The following is a 17,159-nucleotide window of genomic DNA, read 5'->3' on the forward strand; positions in this document are numbered from 1 at the left end:
GGTCTCCACTCGTGGCCGCGCCCGCCCCCACACCCCCCTCTCCGTCCCGCCGCACCTTTCTCGGGCGTCTCTCCCTCCCCGAGCGGAACTACCTCACGGACGCCCTGCGCACCGAGACCGTCGGCGGAGTCATCCTGCTGGTCGCCGCTGTAGCCGCGCTGACCTGGGCGAACACTCTCGGGTCCAGTTACCGGGCCGTCAGCGACTTCCACCTCGGACCGCAGTCCCTGGGGCTGGACCTCTCCCTGCAGCACTGGGCGGCCGACGGGCTGCTCGCGATCTTCTTCTTCGTCGCGGGTGTCGAGCTCAAGCGAGAACTGGTAGCGGGTGACCTGCGCGACCCCAAGGCGGCCGTCCTGCCGGTCATCGCAGCCGTCTGCGGCATGGCCGCGCCGGCCATCGTCTACGCGCTGGTGACTGTGGTCGGCGGCGGTTCCACGGATGGCTGGGCCGTCCCGACCGCCACCGATATCGCCTTCGCGCTCGCCGTCCTCGCAGTCATCGGCACCTCGCTGCCGTCCGCGCTCCGCGCCTTCCTGCTCACCCTTGCCGTCGTCGATGACCTCTTCGCGATCCTGATCATCGCCATCTTCTTCACCGAGGACATCGACTTCATGGCGCTCATCGGCGCCGTCGTCGGCCTCGCCGTCTTCTATCTGCTGCTGCGCAAGAACGTACGCGGCTGGTACGTCTACGTACCGCTCGCCCTGGCCATCTGGGGACTGATGTACAACAGCGGCATCCACGCCACCATCGCCGGTGTCGCCATGGGCCTGATGCTGCGCTGCACCCGGCGCGAGGGCGAGCAGCACTCCCCCGGTGAGCACATCGAACACCTGATACGCCCGCTGTCGGCCGGTCTCGCCGTGCCACTGTTCGCGCTCTTCTCGGCCGGGGTCTCGCTCTCCGGCAACGCGCTGACGGGGGTCTTCACCCGGCCCGAGACGCTCGGTGTCGTGCTGGGGCTCGTCGCCGGCAAGACGATCGGCATCTACGGCGGTACCTGGCTGGCCGCCCGCTTCACCAAGGCGGAGCTGAACAAGGACCTGGCATGGGCGGACGTCTTCGCAGTCGCCTCGCTCGCCGGGATCGGCTTCACCGTCTCGCTGCTCATCGGCGAGCTCGCATTCGAAGGGAACGCCGCCCTCACCAACGAGATCAAGGCAGCGGTGCTGATGGGCTCCCTGATCGCGGCCGTGTTCTCCGGTGCATTGCTCAAACTCCGGGTACGCAGATACCGGACGCTCTACGAGGCGGAGGAGCTCGACGAGGACCAGGACGGCGTTCCCGACATCTACGAACAGGACGATCCGGCGTACCACCTTCGGATGGCCGCGATCTACGAGAAGAAGGCCGCGGAACACCGCCGCCTTGCCGAACTGGCGGGGGCAGCGAGCAGCAAGCCGGACAGTCCGGCATGATCTGACACCAGATGTGTCGAGCAGGAGCAGAAGAGGGAGTCAGGGATGAGCGACCCCGGCAACTACGCGGGCAGCGCCGACCGCAGTCTCGGGCAGCTGGTCGCCTCGGCGACGGCCGAAGTGTCCGCACTGGTGCACGACGAGATCGCCCTGGCCAAGGCAGAGATGCGGCGGGACGTCAAGCGGGGCGTGGCCGGCAGTGTGGCGTTCATCGTCGCAGGCGTGCTGATTCTGTTCGCGCTGCCCGTGCTGAGCTTCGCGGCGGCGTACGGAATCCACAACCTGGGACTCGGGCTCGCGTGGTCGTTCCTGATCGTCGGCGCCGCGTTCATTGTCCTGGCGATCCTGCTCGCGCTGATCGCCATCGCCAAGTTCAAGAAGGTCAAGCCGCCGGAGAAGTCCATCGCGTCGGCCAAGCAGACGGCGGCCGTGCTGCAGGGCGTCAAGCCGCATCCACGGCCCGCCGTCACCGCGGGTGTGAGCCGTCCGGCCGTCACGGCCTCGGGCAGCACCCCGGCGGACAAGGCCCTGGCGAAGTCCGCGGTCCAGGACAAGGCGTCCGTTGTGGCACGCTCGTCCACATGACCGTCCCCGATTCCAGCGCATTCGGCCCCTCAGGCCCCGGCTCAGGCAGTCCCGTACGCCTCGACGGTCCCTGGACCCACCGCGACGTGGCGGCCAACGGGGCGCGCTTCCACATCGCCGAGCTGGGGGACGGGCCGCTCGTACTGCTGCTGCACGGCTTCCCGCAGTTCTGGTGGACCTGGCGCCATCAGCTGACGGCGCTCGCCGACGCCGGCTTCCGTGCCGTCGCGATGGATCTGCGCGGGGTGGGCGGCAGCGACCGTACGCCTCGGGGCTACGACCCCGCCAACCTCGCCCTCGACATCACCGGCGTGATCCGCTCGCTCGGCGAGCCGGACGCCGCACTGGTCGGCCACGACATGGGCGGCTACCTCGCCTGGACGGCCGCGGTGATGCGGCCGAAGCTGGTGCGCCGACTGGCAGTCTCCTCGATGCCGCACCCGCGCCGTTGGCGGTCCTCCATGCTCTCCGACTTCGCACAGTCCCGGGCAGGCTCGTACATCTGGGGCTTCCAGCGGCCGTGGGTGCCGGAGCGTCAGCTCGTCGCGGACGACGCGGCGTTGGTCGGCCGGCTGATCCGCGACTGGTCGGGGCCGCGGGCGGCGGAGTTCCCCGACGACGCGGCGGTGGACGTCTACCGGCGCGCGATGTGCATCCCGTCGACGGCGCACTGCTCGATCGAGCCGTACCGCTGGATGGTGCGGTCCATGGCGCGCCCGGACGGCATCCAGTTCAACCGCAGGATGAAGCGCCCGGTGCGGGTTCCCACGCTGCATCTGCACGGTTCGCTCGATCCGGCGGTCCGTACGCGGAGTGCGGCGGGGTCCGGCCAGTACGTCGAAGCGCCGTACCGTTGGCGACTTTTCGACGGTCTGGGGCACTTCCCGCACGAGGAGGATCCAGTCGGGTTCTCGACCGAACTCATCAACTGGCTCAAGGATCCTGAGCCGGACCGGTAGCCCCGTGACCGGCTCTGCGGGCGGCTGGCTCCGGTGTCCCGGCGCGGCCAACCGGTGGCCGGAAGAGCACAGTTGTCCGACGAACAGCCAATTGCCCGGCGCATAGGCCAATTGGCTGAGGCATGGGCGATTACCGACCATGAGGCACGGGCAGACGTCGGGGTATGGGCTGGACGCACGACTTCGGTGACGCAGCACGCAATCGACGCTCGACCGCTACGGCGGATCCGAGCACTCATGAGGGGGACGGCCCCCAGGACCGGGTGCGCAGTGCGCATGATCTGCATGATCCCCGGCTGGGCATTCCGCGCATCCTCCGCCGCCGGGCCCGCTGGGTCTCGGCGCGGCTGCGGCATCCCCGCGGATGACGCGCCCCTCACCCGATCACGCGGAGAAAGACTCCAGCGGGTGAGTGCGGGGCAGCTGCCCCGCACTCACCCGCCTTCTCCGCTACCTACAGCGCGCACGCCTGGCTGTCGACCTGCTGGTTGGCGGTGCGGCCGGTCGTGATGTCCTGGCGGATCTCGTCGGCCGTCAGGGCGTAACCCGTCTGGGGGTCGTCCAGCGACTTGGCGAACACGACTCCGTACACCTTGCCGTCGGGGGTCAGCAGCGGGCCGCCGGAGTTGCCCTGACGGACCGTCGCGTAGAGCGAGTACACGTCGCGGCGGACCGTGCCCCGGTGGTAGATGTCCGGCCCGTTGGCGTCGATGCGGCCGCGGACGCGCGCGGCGCGTACGTCGTAGGCGCCGTTCTCCGGGAAGCCCGCGACGATGGCACTGTTCCCCGAGGCCGCGTCGTGGTTGGTGTCGGTGAACTTCAGCGGCTTCACGTCGAGGCCCGGGACGTCGAGTACGGCGATGTCGCGCTGCCAGTCGTAGAGGACGACCTTCGCGTCGTACAGCCGCCCCTGGCCGCCGATCTGGACGGTCGGCTCGTCGACGCCGCCGACGACATGCGCGTTGGTCATCACCCGGCGGTCGGAGAAGACGAAGCCGGTGCCCTCGAGGACCTTGCCGCAGCTCGGAGCCGTACCGACGACCTTGACGATGGACTGCTTGGCGCGCGTCGCGACCGGGCTGTCGGCCAGAGCCGGGTCCGGGGCCCTGACCTCGGTGATCGGCTCGTTGGCGAAGGGGCTGAAGACCTGCGGGAAGCCGTTCTGCGCGAGGACCGAGGAGAAGTCCGTGAACCAGGTGGAGGCCTGAGTGGGCATCACCCGGGAGACGCCGAGCAGCACCGAGGAGTTACGGACCTCCTTGCCCAGCGTCGGCAGCGACGTACCCGCGAGAGCCGACCCGATCAGCCACGCCACCAGCAGCATCGCGACCACGTTGACCAGCGCGCCGCCGGTCGCGTCGAGCGCGCGCGCAGGCGACCACGTGATGTAGCGGCGGAGTTTGTTGCCGAGATGCGTAGTAAACGCCTGGCCGACGGACGCGCACACGATCACGATTATGACCGCGACGACCGCGGCAGTCGAGGAGACTTCCGAGCTGTCCGTCAACTGGTCCCACAGGACCGGCAGCAGATAGACGGCGACAAGGCCGCCGCCGAGGAAGCCGATCACCGACAGGATGCCGACGACGAAGCCCTGGCGGTAGCCGATCACTGCGAACCACACGGCGCCGGCCAGCAGCAGGATGTCCAGCACGTTCACCGTCTATTGCCCTCGCAGATTCATCGCCGGACCCGTTCGTTCGGCTGAGGCCGGGCCCGGAAGGCCCGGCACGGGGGTCAGCCTGTCATGCGCGCCAGTCGAGCGGCACCTGTCTGGCCCTGTCCCAGGGGCGCTCCCACCCTGCGAAGTGCAGAATGCGGTCGATGACCCCGGCCGTGAAACCCCAGACCAGGGCCGATTCGACCAGAAACGCCGGGCCCAGGTGACCGCTGGGGTGCACCGTCGTCACCCTATTGGCCGGATCCGTGAGATCCGCCACGGGAACCGTGAAGACCCGGGCCGTCTCCGCCGGATCGACGACTCCGACCGGGCTCGGCGCCCGCCACCAGCCGAGGACCGGCGTCACCACGAAGCTGCTCACCGGGATGTACAGCCGGGGCAGCACGCCGAAGAGCTGGACGCCGCGCGGATCGAGGCCTGTCTCCTCCTCGGCCTCCCGCAGAGCGGCCCTCAGCGGCCCTGTGGTCGCCTGATCGCCGTCCTCGGGGTCCAGGGCGCCACCGGGGAAGGAAGGCTGCCCTGCGTGGGAACGCAGGGATCCGGAGCGCTCCATCAGGAGCAGTTCGGGGCCGCGCTCGCCCTCGCCGAACAGGATCAGCACCGCGGACTGGCGCCCGGCGCCGTTCTCCGGCGGCAGGAAGCGGCTGAGCTGCCGGGGCTCGACGGTCCGCGCGGCGCGTACGACAGGGTCGAGCCAGCCGGGCAGCCCGTCGGTCGTGACGGTGATCGCGTCGTCACGGCCCAGGTCGGCGGTGTGGTCGTGTTCGCGCTTCTCCACGTCGCTCCGGTCGGGCGTCTGCACGTCCGTCCGGACGTGGCTCTGTTCGTGCGTCTTCATAGGCACCCCTCGTCGTCCCACAACGCCTGTCGCCACGCATTTCGTTCCGGAGCGGGCGCCCCATTCAGCCGGCCACCGCCTGCGTCACCCGGCTCCCAGCGCGGGCGCGGGCCTGCCCGGGTAGTCCGGCGGCGGGCTGAGCCGCTGGCCCGGCTGGCCGCCCATCTCGTACTTCAGGAGCTTCCGGGCCTTCTCCGGGTCCGTCTCGCCCTCACCGTACGAGGGGCAGAGCGGGGCGATCGGACAGGCGCCGCAGGCGGGCTTGCGGGCGTGGCAGATGCGGCGGCCGTGGAAGACGACGCGGTGCGAGAGCATCGTCCACTCGCTCTTGGGGAAGATGGCGGCGATCTCCGCCTCGACCTTCTCCGGGTCCTCCTGTTCGGTCCACTTCCAGCGGCGGACCAGCCGGCCGAAGTGGGTGTCGACCGTGATGCCTGGGACGCCGAAGGCATTGCCGAGGACGACGTTGGCGGTCTTGCGGCCCACGCCGGGCAGCGTGACGAGATCCGCCAGCCGGCCCGGTACGTCACCGCCGAAGTTGTCCCTGATCGACGCGGAGAGGCCTATCAGCGACCTGGCCTTGGCCCGGAAGAAACCGGTCGGCCGGATGAGCTCCTCCAGCTGCTCCGGGACGGCCGCCGCCATGTCCTCGGGGGTGGGGTAGGCGGCGAACAGCGCGGGGGTGGTCTGGTTGACCCTCAGGTCGGTGGTCTGGGCGGACAGGACCGTGGCGACGAGGAGCTCGAATGGGTTCCTGAAGTCCAGCTCCGGGTGGGCGTACGGGTAGATCTCGGCGAGCTCGCGGTTGATCCGGCGGGCGCGGCGGACCATCGCGAGGTGGGATTCCGGCTTCGCGGGCTTCGCGGACTTCGCCACCTCGGCTGCTTTCGCGGGCTTCCCCGACTTGGCCGACTTCGCCGGCTCCCCCTGTTTCACCGGATCTCCCGACGGATGTTTTGTCGCTTTTGTCGGGCGACTGGTACCCTGTTCGCCCACAGCGGAATTTCGGCCTTCCGACACCCCATCAGCCCCCTTGGCCTGCGCTCTCACCGGCGATTTGGACACTCGGCCAGCCTAGAGCCAGGCACTGACATCCGCCCCGGTCACTGCGGATCCACCCCCGATCGGCCCCCTGCCGCACGGTGAGCTGCGCCCGTGCGTCAAACTGGTTTGTGATTGATCGCACTGTTTTACCGTCCGGCATGATGGGGACCACGGTTCCCTGAACAGGCCGACAAGGAGAGAACTCGTGGACGACGTTCTGCGGCGCGCCCCGCTTTTCGCGGCGCTCGATGATGAGCAGGCCGCGGAGCTCCGCGCCTCGATGAGTGAGGTGACCCTCGCACGCGGCGACGCTCTCTTCCACGAGGGCGACCAGGGTGACCGGCTGTATGTGGTCACCGAGGGCAAGGTGAAGCTCCACCGCACGTCCCCCGACGGCCGCGAGAACATGCTCGCGGTCCTCGGCCCCGGCGAGCTGATCGGTGAGCTGTCGCTCTTCGACCCGGGCCCTCGCACCGCCACCGCCACCGCGCTCACCGAGGTCAAGCTCCTCGGCCTCGGTCACGGCGACCTGCAGCCCTGGCTGAACGCCCGCCCCGAGGTGGCCACGGCCCTGCTGCGCGCGGTCGCCCGCCGACTGCGCAAGACCAACGACCAGATGTCCGACCTGGTCTTCTCCGACGTGCCGGGCCGTGTCGCCCGCGCCCTCCTCGACCTGTCGCGCCGGTTCGGCGTCCAGTCGGAGGAAGGCATCCACGTCGTCCACGACCTGACCCAGGAAGAGCTGGCCCAGCTGGTCGGCGCCTCCCGCGAGACGGTCAACAAGGCGCTCGCCGACTTCGCGGGCCGCGGCTGGCTGCGCCTGGAGGCGCGCGCCGTGATCCTGCTGGACGTGGAGCGCCTGGCGAAGCGTTCGCGCTAGCCGGACACCTTCTCCTCACGCGTGGAGGGCCCCGCCCGGCGGGGCCCTCCACGCGTGTCAGGGCCCCGTAGCAGGCCCGCGCACGACCGCGTCGCATCCGCGCGTCAGATCAGCCCGTGCTCGCCCAGGTACTCCAGCTGAGCCAGCACCGAGAGCTCCGCCGCCGGCCACAGCGTCCGGTCCACGTCCGCGTAGACCTGCGCCACCACCTCCGACGCCGTACGGTGCCCCGCCTCCACCGCCGTCTCCACCTGCGCCAGCCGGTGCGCGCGGTGCGCCAGGTAGAACTCGACCGCGCCCTGCGCGTCGTCCAGCACCGGCCCGTGCCCCGGCAGCACCGTGTGCACCCCGTCGTCGACCGTCAGCGAGCGCAGCCTTCGCAGCGAGTCGAGGTAGTCGCCGAGCCGCCCGTCCGGATGCGCGACGACCGTCGTGCCTCGCCCGAGGACGGTGTCCCCCGTCAGCACCGCCCGGTCGGCGGGCAGATGGAAGGAGAGCGAGTCCGCGGTGTGCCCGGGGGTCGGCACGACATGCATCTCCAGGCCGCCGACCGTGATCACATCGCCGGTGGACAGTCCCTCGTCGCCGAGACGCAGCGCCGGGTCCAGGGCGCGCACCTTCGTGCGTGTCAGCTCGGCGAAGCGCGCCGCGCCCTCGGCATGGTCGGGGTGTCCATGGGTGAGCAGGGTGAGCGCGATCCGCCGGCCCGCGCGCTCGGCGGAGTCGATGACGGCCCGCAGATGGCCGTCGTCCAACGGGCCCGGATCGATGACGACCGCGAGGTCGGAGTCGGGTTCGGCGACGATCCAGGTGTTGGTTCCGTCGAGCGTCATCGCCGAGGCGTTGGGGGCGAGGACGTTGACGGTACGGGTGGTGGCGGGGCCGGACAGGACGCCGCCGCGCGGCTGTCCCGGAAGGGCTGCTGCCTCGCTCATACGGACTCACCGCCCGCGCTGCCGGTCGGAATGTGTTTGGTGAACTCGTCGTGCCCCGGCCAGCTCAGCACCAATTCGTCGCCGTCGAGCCGGGCCTGTGCGAGTACGGGGGTGAGGTCCTGGGAGGAAGCGGCCTTCAGGGCCTCCGCGGCGGTCCCGTACGGCCGCAGCTGACGCAGCGTCGACACGGTCGGGGGCATCATCAGCAGCTCGCCCCGGTCGTACCCGTCGGCGGCGTCCCCGGCGGCGATCCACACCGTACGGTCGGCCTCGGTGGACGCGTTGCGGGTGCGCTGGCCCTCGGGGAGCGCGGCGACGAAGAACCAGGTGTCGTAGCGGCGCGGCTCGAACTCGGGCGTGATCCAGCGCGCCCACGCCCCGAGCAGATCGGACCGCAGCACCAGACCCCGCCGGTCCAGGAACTCGGCGAAGGACAGCTCGCGGGCGACCAGGGCCTCACGGTCGGCCTCCCAGTCGGCCCCCGTGGTGTCGCTGACGACCGTGTCGGCGGCCGGCCCGGCGAGAAGGACGCCTGCCTCCTCGTACGTCTCGCGAACGGCCGCACAGACGATGGCCTGCGCCTCGGCCGCCGTGTCGACACCGAGCCGCTCGGCCCAGCTCTCCAGCGCGGGTCCGGCCCACTCGACGAGGCGGTCGTCGTCGCGCGGGTCGACCCCGCCCCCCGGATAGGCGTACGCGCCCCCGGCAAAAGCCATGGAGGCGCGGCGACGCAGCATGTGGACGTCGGGCCGGCCGCCGGTGTCAGCGGGGTCCCGGAGCAGCATCACGGTGGCGGCCCGCCGGGGAGTCGCGGCCGTCAGCTCGCCCGCGGCGAGCGCCCGGATCCGATCGGGCCATTCCGGTGGGTACCACTGACCATTGGACATGGCCGGAGGCTATCCGGAACCGCGCCGATGTTCGAGAGGTGTCGATCCCGCATCCCGCGATCCCCCCGGGCAGGCCCGCGTTCCGGCCCGGCACACCCCTGCCCCGTACGCACACCGCCCACGATCCGGCCCATACGCACGATCCCGCCCGGTCGCATCGACCGGGCGGGATCACGGAAACGCTCGTCCCACGCTGTGGCGGCTCAGGCCCCGGTCAGCTCGACCTGGACCTCGACCTCGACCGGTGCGTCCAGCGGCAGCACCGCGACGCCCACCGCGCTGCGCGCGTGCACGCCCTTGTCGCCGAGCACCGCGCCCAGCAACTCACTCGCACCGTTGATCACGGCGGGCTGCCCGGTGAAGTCGGTGGCCGAGGCGACGAAGCCCACGACCTTCACGACCCGCTTGATCCGGTCCAGGTCGCCGGCGACCGACTTCACGGCGGCCAGCGCGTTGAGCGCACAGGTCTTCGCCAGCTCCTTGGCCTCGTCCGGCGTGACCTCCGCACCGACCTTGCCGGTGACCGAAAGCTTGCCGTCCACCATGGGCAGCTGGCCCGATGTGTACACGTACACCCCGGACTGGACGGCCGGCTGGTACGAGGCGAGCGGCGGTACGACGTCCGGCAGAGTCAGTCCGAGTTCGGCGAGCTTCGCCTCGACTGCACTCGCCACTACGCCTTCTCCCGCTTCAGGTACGCCACGAGCTGCTCGGGGTTGTTCGGGCCGGGAACGACCTGGACCAGCTCCCAGCCGTCCTCGCCCCAGGTGTCCAGAATCTGCTTGGTCGCGTGCACGAGAAGGGGCACGGTCGCGTATTCCCACTTGGTCATAGGCCGACTGTAATGCCTGGCACGCACGACCTCGTGCGTAGCCCACGGCTCGACTGGTTAGGCTCGAATACGTGAGCAGGTTCCAGGTCGTCAGCGGCAAGGGTGGTACCGGTAAGACCACGGTCGCCGCCGCACTCGCGCTCGCCCTCGCGACCGAGGGCAGGCGCACCCTCCTCGTCGAGGTCGAGGGCAGGCAGGGCATCGCCCAGCTCTTCGAGGCGGAGTCCCTTCCGTACGAGGAGCGCAAGATCGCCGTCGCGCCGGGCGGCGGGGAGGTGTACGCCCTCGCGATCGACGCGGAGCGCGCGCTCCTCGACTACCTACAGATGTTCTACAAACTCGGCAGCGCGGGGCGGGCGCTCAAGAAGCTCGGCGCGATCGACTTCGCCACCACCATCGCGCCCGGTGTGCGGGATGTGCTGCTGACCGGCAAGGCCTGCGAAGCCGTACGACGCAAGGACAAGCAGGGCCGGTACAGCTACGACTACGTGATCATGGACGCGCCGCCGACCGGCCGCATCACGCGCTTCCTCAACGTGAACGACGAGGTGGCGGGGCTGGCCCGGATCGGTCCGATACACAACCAGGCGCAGGCTGTGATGCGGGTGCTGAAGTCTCCCGAGACGGCGGTCCATCTGGTGACGCTGCTGGAGGAGATGCCGGTCCAGGAGACCGCGGACGGCATCGCGGAGCTGCGGGCGGCCGAACTGCCGGTGGGCAGAGTCATCGTGAACATGGTGCGACCGCATCTGCTGGACGAGGACGCACTGCGTACCGCGTCGGGCGGCCGCCGCAGGGAGATCGCGAAGACACTCACCCGGGCCGGTGTGACCGGTTCCGCGTCGCTCGTGAGGCCGCTGGTCGCGCAGGCCGCCGAGCATGCCCAGCGGGTGGAGCTGGAGCGCGAGCAACGTGCGGTGCTCGCAGGTCTCGATCTGCCGACGAACGAACTCCCGCTGATCGGCGAGGGCGTGGATCTGCCCGGGCTGTACGACCTGGCGGTCGAACTCCGCAAACAGGGCATGGGCGAAGGGGCGGGGCAAGGGGTGGGTTCATGACAGCGAGTACGAAGACGGGTGCCGCGAAGGGCACGGACACCGGTACGGCCGCCGCGCCCGTTCCGGCCGCCCCCGCCCTGGACGCCGACGCGCTGCTCGACGACCAGGACATCCGGATCATCGTGTGCTGCGGTTCGGGCGGAGTCGGCAAGACCACGACCGCGGCGGCGCTCGGCGTACGGGCGGCCGAGCGCGGCCGGAAGGTCGTCGTCCTCACCATCGACCCGGCCCGAAGGCTCGCGCAGTCCATGGGCATCGACTCGCTGGACAACATCCCCCGCCGGGTGCCGGGCATCGACGGCGAGGGCGCCGGGGAACTGCACGCCATGATGCTCGACATGAAGCGGACCTTCGACGAGATCGTCGAGGCGCACTCGGACGGCGAGCGGGCCCGCGCGATCCTGGAGAACCCCTTCTACCAGTCCCTGTCGGCCGGTTTCGCGGGCACGCAGGAGTACATGGCGATGGAGAAGCTCGGGCAGCTGAGGGCGCGCAACGAGTGGGACCTGATCATCGTCGACACTCCGCCGTCGCGTTCCGCACTGGACTTCCTGGACGCGCCGAAACGTCTCGGCTCGTTCCTGGACGGGAAGTTCATCAAGCTGCTGATGGCTCCGGCGAAGATGGGCGGCCGGGCCGGGATGAAGTTCCTCAACGTCGGCATGTCGATGATGACCGGGACCCTCGGCAAGCTGCTGGGCGGTCAGTTCCTGCGTGACGTACAGACGTTCGTCGCAGCGATGGACACCATGTTCGGCGGCTTCCGGACCCGGGCCGATGCCACGTACAAACTGCTACAGGCCCCCGGCACGGCGTTCCTCGTCGTCGCGACACCGGAGCGCGATGCGCTGCGCGAGGCCGCGTACTTCGTGGAACGGCTGGCCGCGGAGGAGATGCCGCTGGCCGGTCTGGTCCTCAACCGGGTCCATGGCAGCGACGCCGCCCGGCTCTCCGCCGAGCGCGCCCTGGCGGCCGCAGAAAATCTTGATGACATCGGCATTGTGGATCAGACGGCCGGGAAGGCTGGACTTCGTGACCCGGCCGGCTCGGTAGTCACCTCTCCCGAAGATCCCGAGTCGCCGCCCTCCCCCGCCCGTTCCGCGCACCCCCAAGCCCCTGAGCACGAACCCCCGTCCGAACCCGAGCCCGAGGCTGAAGCCGTCTCCGTGGAGCAGCTGACCGCAGGTCTGCTGCGACTCCATGCTGAACGCATGCAGGTCGTCGCACGCGAGCAGCGCACCCGCGACCGCTTCACCGCACTGCACCCCGAGGTCGCCGTGACCGAAGTCGCCGCACTGCCCGGTGATGTCCATGACCTCGCAGGGCTGCGAGCCATCGGTGATCGGCTCGCGACCGGTTCTGCTCCGGCCGGAGCTGCGTGACCACCTGAAAGGCCTAGTCGCCCTCGCCGACTACCCCACGGCGGCGTACGTCTCGTGCAGTTCGTCGTCATCCAGACCGATGGCCACCGGCAGGATGCCTGTGGACCGCTCGTACTCACTGCGAGCGGTCTCCAGCAGCCGGCGCCAGGACGTGACGGTGGGCCGTCTGCGCAACAATGCGCGACGCTCCCGCTCGGTCATTCCGCCCCACACGCCGAACTCGACGCGATTGTCCAGCGCATCGGCCAGGCATTCGGTCCGCACCGGGCATCCGGTGCACACCGCCTTGGCCCTGTTCTGCGCTGCCCCTTGTACGAACAGTTCATCCGGATCGGTAGTGCGGCAGGCTGCCTGCGCACTCCAGTCGGTTACCCAGCCCATCACGGCGCCGTCCTCTCCCGAATCGAGGCTCCCCCACGGCGGTAGCGGCATATTCACCGCTGCCAGTTGAGGACGTTACGGAAAGTGGTGACAGCGCAACACCCCCTTCGGGCCCAATCTTGAATGGCCCGAACGGACTATGCGTACGCGGCAGATCACCCAGGGGAGTGAGGTGGCGACATCCGTCACTATCCCCCTAAAATCGGGACAGTTTGCCTGGCTCACAACGGACGTCCGATGACACACCAGGCGAATTCGGGAGCGCCTCGGGTCGCGAACGGACCAACGCCGGGTCATGCACGGGGGTTGATACGGAACGGGACTGCTGTGACAGTTGTGAGCAGCTTAGGCCAATGCATATACGCGTGTCCGGCGAATGAGAACGTAGGCTGCCCCCATGCCAAAGAACCGCTCGGGCGGGGGTCTCACCGCGACCCAGCAGGCCGCCAAGTTTCTCGGTGTCGCCGCACTCTCCGGAGTCGTGCTCGCGGGCATCGCGCTGCCGGCCGCCGGGGCACTGGGGCTCGCCGCCAAGGGGACGGTCGAGGGATTCGACGAGATCCCGGCCAATCTCAAGACGCCGCCGCTGAGCCAGCGCACCACGATCCTGGACAGCAAGGGCGGCGCGATCGCCACGGTCTACTCGCGCGACCGCACCGTCGTCCCGCTGAAGGACATCTCCCCGTACATGCAGAAGGCGATCGTCGCGATCGAGGACGCGCGCTTCTACCAGCACGGGGCAGTCGACCTCAAGGGCATCCTGCGCGCGATGAACCGCAACGTGCAGTCGGGCGGGACCACGCAGGGCGCGTCGACCCTCACCCAGCAGTACGTGAAGAACGTCTTCGTCGAGGAGGCGGGCGACGACCCGGACAAGGTCGCGCAGGCCACCCAGCAGACGATCGGCCGCAAGGTCCAGGAGCTGAAGTACGCGATCCAGGTCGAGGAAGAGCTCGGCAAGAACAAGATCCTGGAGAACTACCTCAACATCACCTTCTTCGGACAGCAGGCGTACGGCATCGAGGCCGCCTCCCACCGGTACTTCTCCAAGTCGGCGAAGGACCTGAAGCTGGAGGAGGCCGCGCTGCTGGCCGGCCTCGTGCAGTCGCCGAGCCGCTACGACCCGGTCAATGACACGGAGGAGGCGACCAAGCGCCGCAACACCGTGCTCCAGCGCATGGCGGATGTCGGGGACATCTCGCGGGCCACGGCGGAGAAGGCGCAGTCGACGCCGATCAAGCTGAAGGTCAGCAAGCCGAAGAACGGCTGCATCACCGCCGTCAGCGGGGCCGGTTTCTTCTGTGACTACGTGCGCCAGGTCTTCCTCACCGACCCGGCCTTCGGCAAGACCAAGGAGGACCGCGCCAAGATCTGGAACCGGGGCGGCCTCACGGTCCGCACCACGCTCGACCCGCAGGCGCAGCAGGGTGTGCAGGACTCGATCAAGAGTCACGTCTACAAGACGGACAAGGTCGCCACCGCCGTGACACTGGTCCAGCCGGGCACCGGCAAGATCATGGGCATGGGCCAGTCCAAGCCGTACGGCCTCGGGCAGAACGAGACCCAGTACAACTACTCGGTCAACAAGGACATGGGCGGCTCGAACTACGGCTTCCCGACCGGATCGACGTTCAAGCCGTTCCTCGCCGCCGCGGCCATAGAGGGTGGCACTCCGGCGACGCAGATGTACCCGGCGCCGTACGAGATGGACTACCCGGACACGGTCCGGACCTGCGGAAAGCCGTGGGTCAACGACAGCGTGCCGAGGTATCACCTGGAGAACGAGAGTGAGTCGGAGGAGGGACCGTACGCGCTGAAGGAAGCGATGGAGATGTCGGTCAACACCTACTTCGTCCAGATGCTGCAGGACATCGGCATGTGCCCGGTCTCGAACATGACCGACAAGCTGGGTGTGGTGCAGGGCGACGGCACCAAGCTGCCGCAGAACCCGTCCACGCTGACCCTCGGCTCCAACGGTCTCTCGCCGCTGACGATGGCCAGCGCATACGCCGCGTTCGCCAACCGCGGCACATACTGCACGCCGATCGCCATCGAGTCGGTGAAGACGGCGAACGGCGAGTCCCTCCCCGTACCGAAGACCACCTGCACGCAGGCGATGTCGCAGACGACGGCCGACACCGTCAACACCCTGCTGCGCGGCGTGGTCGACTCCGGTACGGGCCGTGAGGCCGGCCTCGAGAGCCGCGACAACGCGGGCAAGACGGGTACGACCGACGCCCGTAAGAACGCCTGGTTCGTCGGCTACACGCCGAACATGTCCGGTGCGGTCTGGGTCGGCAGCCCGTCCCAGAGCGTCGAGATGGAGCAGATCACCATCGGTGGCGTGTACCGGGACAAGGTGTACGGCGGCGAGGTCCCCGGACCGATCTGGCGCGACGCCATGACGAACGCCCTCAACGGCCAGCCCGCACCGCCCTTCACCACTGTCGACATCCCGGACCCCCCGAGGGACGAGGGCGACGACGAAGGCAGGGGCCGGGGCAGGGACCGGCACGACAACTTCGACGACGGCAAGAACAAGCCCGGCAACACCACCCCGTTCCCCGGCATCACCATCACGCCGGGCACGATCGGCGGAAACGACGGGACCCCCCGCGGCCAGACCAACGGCGGCCAGACCGGCCCCTGACCTCTGGACGCAACACCCGTCCACGCAGAAGACAGAAGGCGGGGTGGACCGGAACATCCGGTCCACCCCGCCTTCACGCAGGTACGGAACTGCAGCCTCAGCCCGCGAGGAGCTTCTTCACCGCGGCCGCCACCCGTCCGCCGTCGGCAAGCCCCGCGACCTTCGGGTTCACAATCTTCATGACGGCGCCCATGGCCCGCGGCCCCTCGGCGCCGGCGGCCTTCGCCTCGTCGACTGCCGCCGCCACGATCGCACCCAGCTCGTCGTCGCTCAGCTGCTTCGGCAGATAGGCGTCGAGCAGCTCACCCTCCGCCCGCTCCCGCTCGGCCTGCTCCGTCCGGCCGCCCTGGGTGAAGGCCTCGGCCGCCTCGCGGCGCTTCTTCGCCTCCCTGGCGATCACCTTCTGCACCTCGTCGTCGGAGAGCTCGCGCGCCGTCTTGCCGCTGACCTCCTCCTTCGTGATCGCGGTGAGGGTCAGCCGGAGCGTGGACGAGGTCAGCTCGTCACGCGCCTTCATGGCCGTCGTGAGGTCTTCCTTGAGCTTGGACTTGAGCGTGGTCATGTGCTGATTGTGGCAGGTGCGGAGTGCGGAACGCCCGCCGGTTTTCCGCGGACCGCACGGTGTCTGCGACGATGGGCGCATGCGCGCACGCTACGGAGTACCCCTGAAAGTCACGGCAGTCGGCGCAGCGGTCGGCGCCGCCGGTCTCGTCTACGCGGCAGGTTTCGAGGCCCGGTCGTTCCGGCTCCGCCGCGTCACGATCCCCGTACTCCCGCACGGGGCACGTCCGTTGCGCGTACTGCAGGTCTCCGACATCCACATGGTGAGCGGCCAGCGCAAGAAGCGCGGCTGGCTGCACTCGCTGGCCGGCCTGCGCCCCGACTTCGTCGTGAACACCGGCGACAACCTCTCCGACCCGAAGGCCGTGCCGGAGCTGCTGGACGCACTCGGTCCGCTGATGGAGTTCCCGGGTGCGTACGTCTTCGGCTCCAACGACTACTACGGCCCCAAGCTCCGCAACCCGGCCCTATACCTCCTCGAGAAGACCCGGGGAAAGCACGGTCTGAACGGGAATGCCCCGGCGGTCGGCGTCGTGCACAACCCTTGGGAGCCGATGCGCGACGCGTTCGACGAGGCCGGCTGGCTGGGGCTGAGCAACACCCGCGGCCGCCTCAAGGTCGACGGCCTGGAGATCGCCTTCACCGGCCTCGACGACCCGCACATCAAGCGGGACAGGTACGCGGAGGTCGCGGGCGGCCCGGAGACGGGCGCCGACCTCTCGATCGGCGTGGTGCACGCCCCGTACCTGCGCTCCCTCGACGCCTTCACCGCCGATGGCTACCCCCTGATCCTGGCGGGCCACACGCACGGCGGCCAGCTCTGCATCCCCTTCTACGGGGCCCTGGTCACCAACTGCGACCTGGACACGGACCGGGTCAAGGGCCTCTCCAGCCACACGGTCGGCGACCGGCGCGCCTACCTCCACGTCTCGGCAGGCTGCGGCACCAACCGCTACACCCCGGTCCGCTTCGCCTGCCCGCCCGAGGCGACCCTGCTGACGTTGACACCCCGCGACTGACGGCACGCGCCGCCTCCCGGGACGTGGCGCGTGCCGGGGCAGAAAC

18 protein-coding genes are annotated in these 17,159 nt (G+C 69.5%); 9 read left to right on the top strand and 9 right to left on the bottom strand.

The genetic code is table 11. The features are described 5' to 3' along the window. The first annotated feature begins 11 nt into the window (after positions 1-11). From nhaA to ACIA8E_RS23030, 4 genes are all read left to right on the top strand, one after another. On the top strand, positions 12-1,421 hold the full coding sequence (gene nhaA, locus ACIA8E_RS23015) for a Na+/H+ antiporter NhaA (protein ID WP_399301142.1): 1,410 nt from the start codon (positions 12-14) through the stop codon (positions 1,419-1,421). 45 nt (positions 1,422-1,466) lie between these two features. Continuing rightward, positions 1,467-2,006: a phage holin family protein gene (locus ACIA8E_RS23020; protein ID WP_399301144.1), complete on the top strand. Its 540-nt coding sequence runs from the start codon at positions 1,467-1,469 to the stop codon at positions 2,004-2,006. Further along, complete coding sequence (locus ACIA8E_RS23025) at positions 2,003-2,965, top strand: alpha/beta fold hydrolase (protein ID WP_399301146.1); 963 nt, start codon at positions 2,003-2,005, stop codon at positions 2,963-2,965. The genes ACIA8E_RS23020 and ACIA8E_RS23025 overlap by 4 nt, the downstream gene beginning before the upstream one ends. Before the next feature lie 164 nt (positions 2,966-3,129). After that, positions 3,130-3,333, top strand: a complete 204-nt coding sequence (locus ACIA8E_RS23030; RefSeq protein ID WP_078852718.1) for a hypothetical protein — start codon at positions 3,130-3,132, stop codon at positions 3,331-3,333. An 86-nt stretch (positions 3,334-3,419) separates the two neighbouring features. On the opposite strand, the gene ACIA8E_RS23035 is transcribed toward ACIA8E_RS23030, so the two are convergent. From ACIA8E_RS23035 to nth, 3 genes are all read right to left on the bottom strand, one after another. Next, on the bottom strand, positions 3,420-4,625 hold the full coding sequence (locus ACIA8E_RS23035; RefSeq protein WP_399301148.1) for a MarP family serine protease: 1,206 nt from the start codon (positions 4,623-4,625) through the stop codon (positions 3,420-3,422). A gap of 85 nt (positions 4,626-4,710) precedes the next feature. Continuing rightward, positions 4,711-5,484 carry an NUDIX hydrolase gene (locus ACIA8E_RS23040; RefSeq protein WP_399301150.1) on the bottom strand — a complete coding sequence of 258 codons (774 nt, stop codon included), beginning with the start codon at positions 5,482-5,484 and terminating at the stop codon, positions 4,711-4,713. An 84-nt stretch (positions 5,485-5,568) separates the two neighbouring features. Continuing rightward, entirely contained in the window at positions 5,569-6,360 is a 792-nt protein-coding gene (gene nth / locus ACIA8E_RS23045; RefSeq protein WP_399301312.1) for an endonuclease III, read from the bottom strand. A gap of 373 nt (positions 6,361-6,733) precedes the next feature. On the opposite strand from nth, the gene ACIA8E_RS23050 reads away from it, so the two are divergent. Next, positions 6,734-7,408, top strand: a complete 675-nt coding sequence (locus ACIA8E_RS23050; protein ID WP_030925113.1) for a Crp/Fnr family transcriptional regulator — start codon at positions 6,734-6,736, stop codon at positions 7,406-7,408. Positions 7,409-7,512: 104 nt separating this feature from the next. Here the strand turns inward: ACIA8E_RS23050 and ACIA8E_RS23055 are convergent, their stop codons facing one another. The 4 genes from ACIA8E_RS23055 to ACIA8E_RS23070 form a co-directional block, all read right to left on the bottom strand. After that, positions 7,513-8,343 carry an MBL fold metallo-hydrolase gene (locus ACIA8E_RS23055; RefSeq protein WP_399301152.1) on the bottom strand — a complete coding sequence of 277 codons (831 nt, stop codon included), beginning with the start codon at positions 8,341-8,343 and terminating at the stop codon, positions 7,513-7,515. Further along, positions 8,340-9,230 (bottom strand): NUDIX hydrolase, encoded by an 891-nt coding sequence (locus ACIA8E_RS23060; protein ID WP_399301154.1) that lies wholly within the window; start codon positions 9,228-9,230, stop codon positions 8,340-8,342. The genes ACIA8E_RS23055 and ACIA8E_RS23060 overlap by 4 nt, the downstream gene beginning before the upstream one ends. A 203-nt stretch (positions 9,231-9,433) precedes the next feature. Next, entirely contained in the window at positions 9,434-9,904 is a 471-nt protein-coding gene (locus ACIA8E_RS23065) for a RidA family protein (protein ID WP_030972189.1), read from the bottom strand. Continuing rightward, positions 9,904-10,062: a DUF4177 domain-containing protein gene (locus ACIA8E_RS23070; RefSeq protein ID WP_003967454.1), complete on the bottom strand. Its 159-nt coding sequence runs from the start codon at positions 10,060-10,062 to the stop codon at positions 9,904-9,906. Before ACIA8E_RS23070 ends, ACIA8E_RS23065 begins: the two co-directional genes overlap by 1 nt. A 71-nt stretch (positions 10,063-10,133) precedes the next feature. On the opposite strand from ACIA8E_RS23070, the gene ACIA8E_RS23075 reads away from it, so the two are divergent. Continuing rightward, on the top strand, positions 10,134-11,120 hold the full coding sequence (locus ACIA8E_RS23075) for an ArsA family ATPase (RefSeq protein WP_399301156.1): 987 nt from the start codon (positions 10,134-10,136) through the stop codon (positions 11,118-11,120). Continuing rightward, positions 11,117-12,502 carry an ArsA family ATPase gene (locus ACIA8E_RS23080; RefSeq protein ID WP_399301158.1) on the top strand — a complete coding sequence of 462 codons (1,386 nt, stop codon included), beginning with the start codon at positions 11,117-11,119 and terminating at the stop codon, positions 12,500-12,502. Before ACIA8E_RS23075 ends, ACIA8E_RS23080 begins: the two co-directional genes overlap by 4 nt. Before the next feature lie 30 nt (positions 12,503-12,532). Here ACIA8E_RS23080 and ACIA8E_RS23085 read toward each other — a convergent pair whose 3' ends face one another. Continuing rightward, positions 12,533-12,883 (bottom strand): WhiB family transcriptional regulator, encoded by a 351-nt coding sequence (locus tag ACIA8E_RS23085; protein ID WP_030925100.1) that lies wholly within the window; start codon positions 12,881-12,883, stop codon positions 12,533-12,535. 397 nt (positions 12,884-13,280) lie between these two features. On the opposite strand from ACIA8E_RS23085, the gene ACIA8E_RS23090 reads away from it, so the two are divergent. Further along, positions 13,281-15,533, top strand: a complete 2,253-nt coding sequence (locus ACIA8E_RS23090; protein ID WP_399301161.1) for a transglycosylase domain-containing protein — start codon at positions 13,281-13,283, stop codon at positions 15,531-15,533. Positions 15,534-15,630: 97 nt separating this feature from the next. On the opposite strand, the gene ACIA8E_RS23095 is transcribed toward ACIA8E_RS23090, so the two are convergent. Beyond that, on the bottom strand, positions 15,631-16,095 hold the full coding sequence (locus tag ACIA8E_RS23095; RefSeq protein ID WP_399301163.1) for a GatB/YqeY domain-containing protein: 465 nt from the start codon (positions 16,093-16,095) through the stop codon (positions 15,631-15,633). Between the two features lie 79 nt (positions 16,096-16,174). Here ACIA8E_RS23095 and ACIA8E_RS23100 point away from each other — a divergent pair, with 79 nt between their 5' ends. Beyond that, positions 16,175-17,113: a metallophosphoesterase gene (locus ACIA8E_RS23100; protein ID WP_399301165.1), complete on the top strand. Its 939-nt coding sequence runs from the start codon at positions 16,175-16,177 to the stop codon at positions 17,111-17,113. The last annotated feature ends 46 nt before the right edge of the window (positions 17,114-17,159 follow it).

Origin of the sequence: Streptomyces sp. NPDC051664, assembly GCF_044453545.1 — a bacterium.
Lineage (GTDB): Bacteria > Actinomycetota > Actinomycetes > Streptomycetales > Streptomycetaceae > Streptomyces.

Bases quoted from the DNA above. Each gene is read 5' to 3' on its own strand.
- ACIA8E_RS23060 (WP_399301154.1), bottom strand. From the start codon at position 9,230: ATGTCCAATGGTCAGTGGTACCCACCGGAATGGCCCGATCGGATCCGG.
- ACIA8E_RS23020 (WP_399301144.1), top strand. From the start codon at position 1,467: ATGAGCGACCCCGGCAACTACGCGGGCAGCGCCGACCGCAGTCTCGGG.
- ACIA8E_RS23030 (WP_078852718.1), top strand. From the start codon at position 3,130: ATGGGCTGGACGCACGACTTCGGTGACGCAGCACGCAATCGACGCTCG.
- ACIA8E_RS23100 (WP_399301165.1), top strand. From the start codon at position 16,175: ATGCGCGCACGCTACGGAGTACCCCTGAAAGTCACGGCAGTCGGCGCA.
- ACIA8E_RS23040 (WP_399301150.1), bottom strand. From the start codon at position 5,484: ATGAAGACGCACGAACAGAGCCACGTCCGGACGGACGTGCAGACGCCC.
- ACIA8E_RS23080 (WP_399301158.1), top strand. From the start codon at position 11,117: ATGACAGCGAGTACGAAGACGGGTGCCGCGAAGGGCACGGACACCGGT.
- ACIA8E_RS23070 (WP_003967454.1), bottom strand. From the start codon at position 10,062: ATGACCAAGTGGGAATACGCGACCGTGCCCCTTCTCGTGCACGCGACC.
- ACIA8E_RS23055 (WP_399301152.1), bottom strand. From the start codon at position 8,343: ATGAGCGAGGCAGCAGCCCTTCCGGGACAGCCGCGCGGCGGCGTCCTG.
- ACIA8E_RS23025 (WP_399301146.1), top strand. From the start codon at position 2,003: ATGACCGTCCCCGATTCCAGCGCATTCGGCCCCTCAGGCCCCGGCTCA.
- ACIA8E_RS23095 (WP_399301163.1), bottom strand. From the start codon at position 16,095: ATGACCACGCTCAAGTCCAAGCTCAAGGAAGACCTCACGACGGCCATG.
- ACIA8E_RS23090 (WP_399301161.1), top strand. From the start codon at position 13,281: ATGCCAAAGAACCGCTCGGGCGGGGGTCTCACCGCGACCCAGCAGGCC.
- ACIA8E_RS23085 (WP_030925100.1), bottom strand. From the start codon at position 12,883: ATGGGCTGGGTAACCGACTGGAGTGCGCAGGCAGCCTGCCGCACTACC.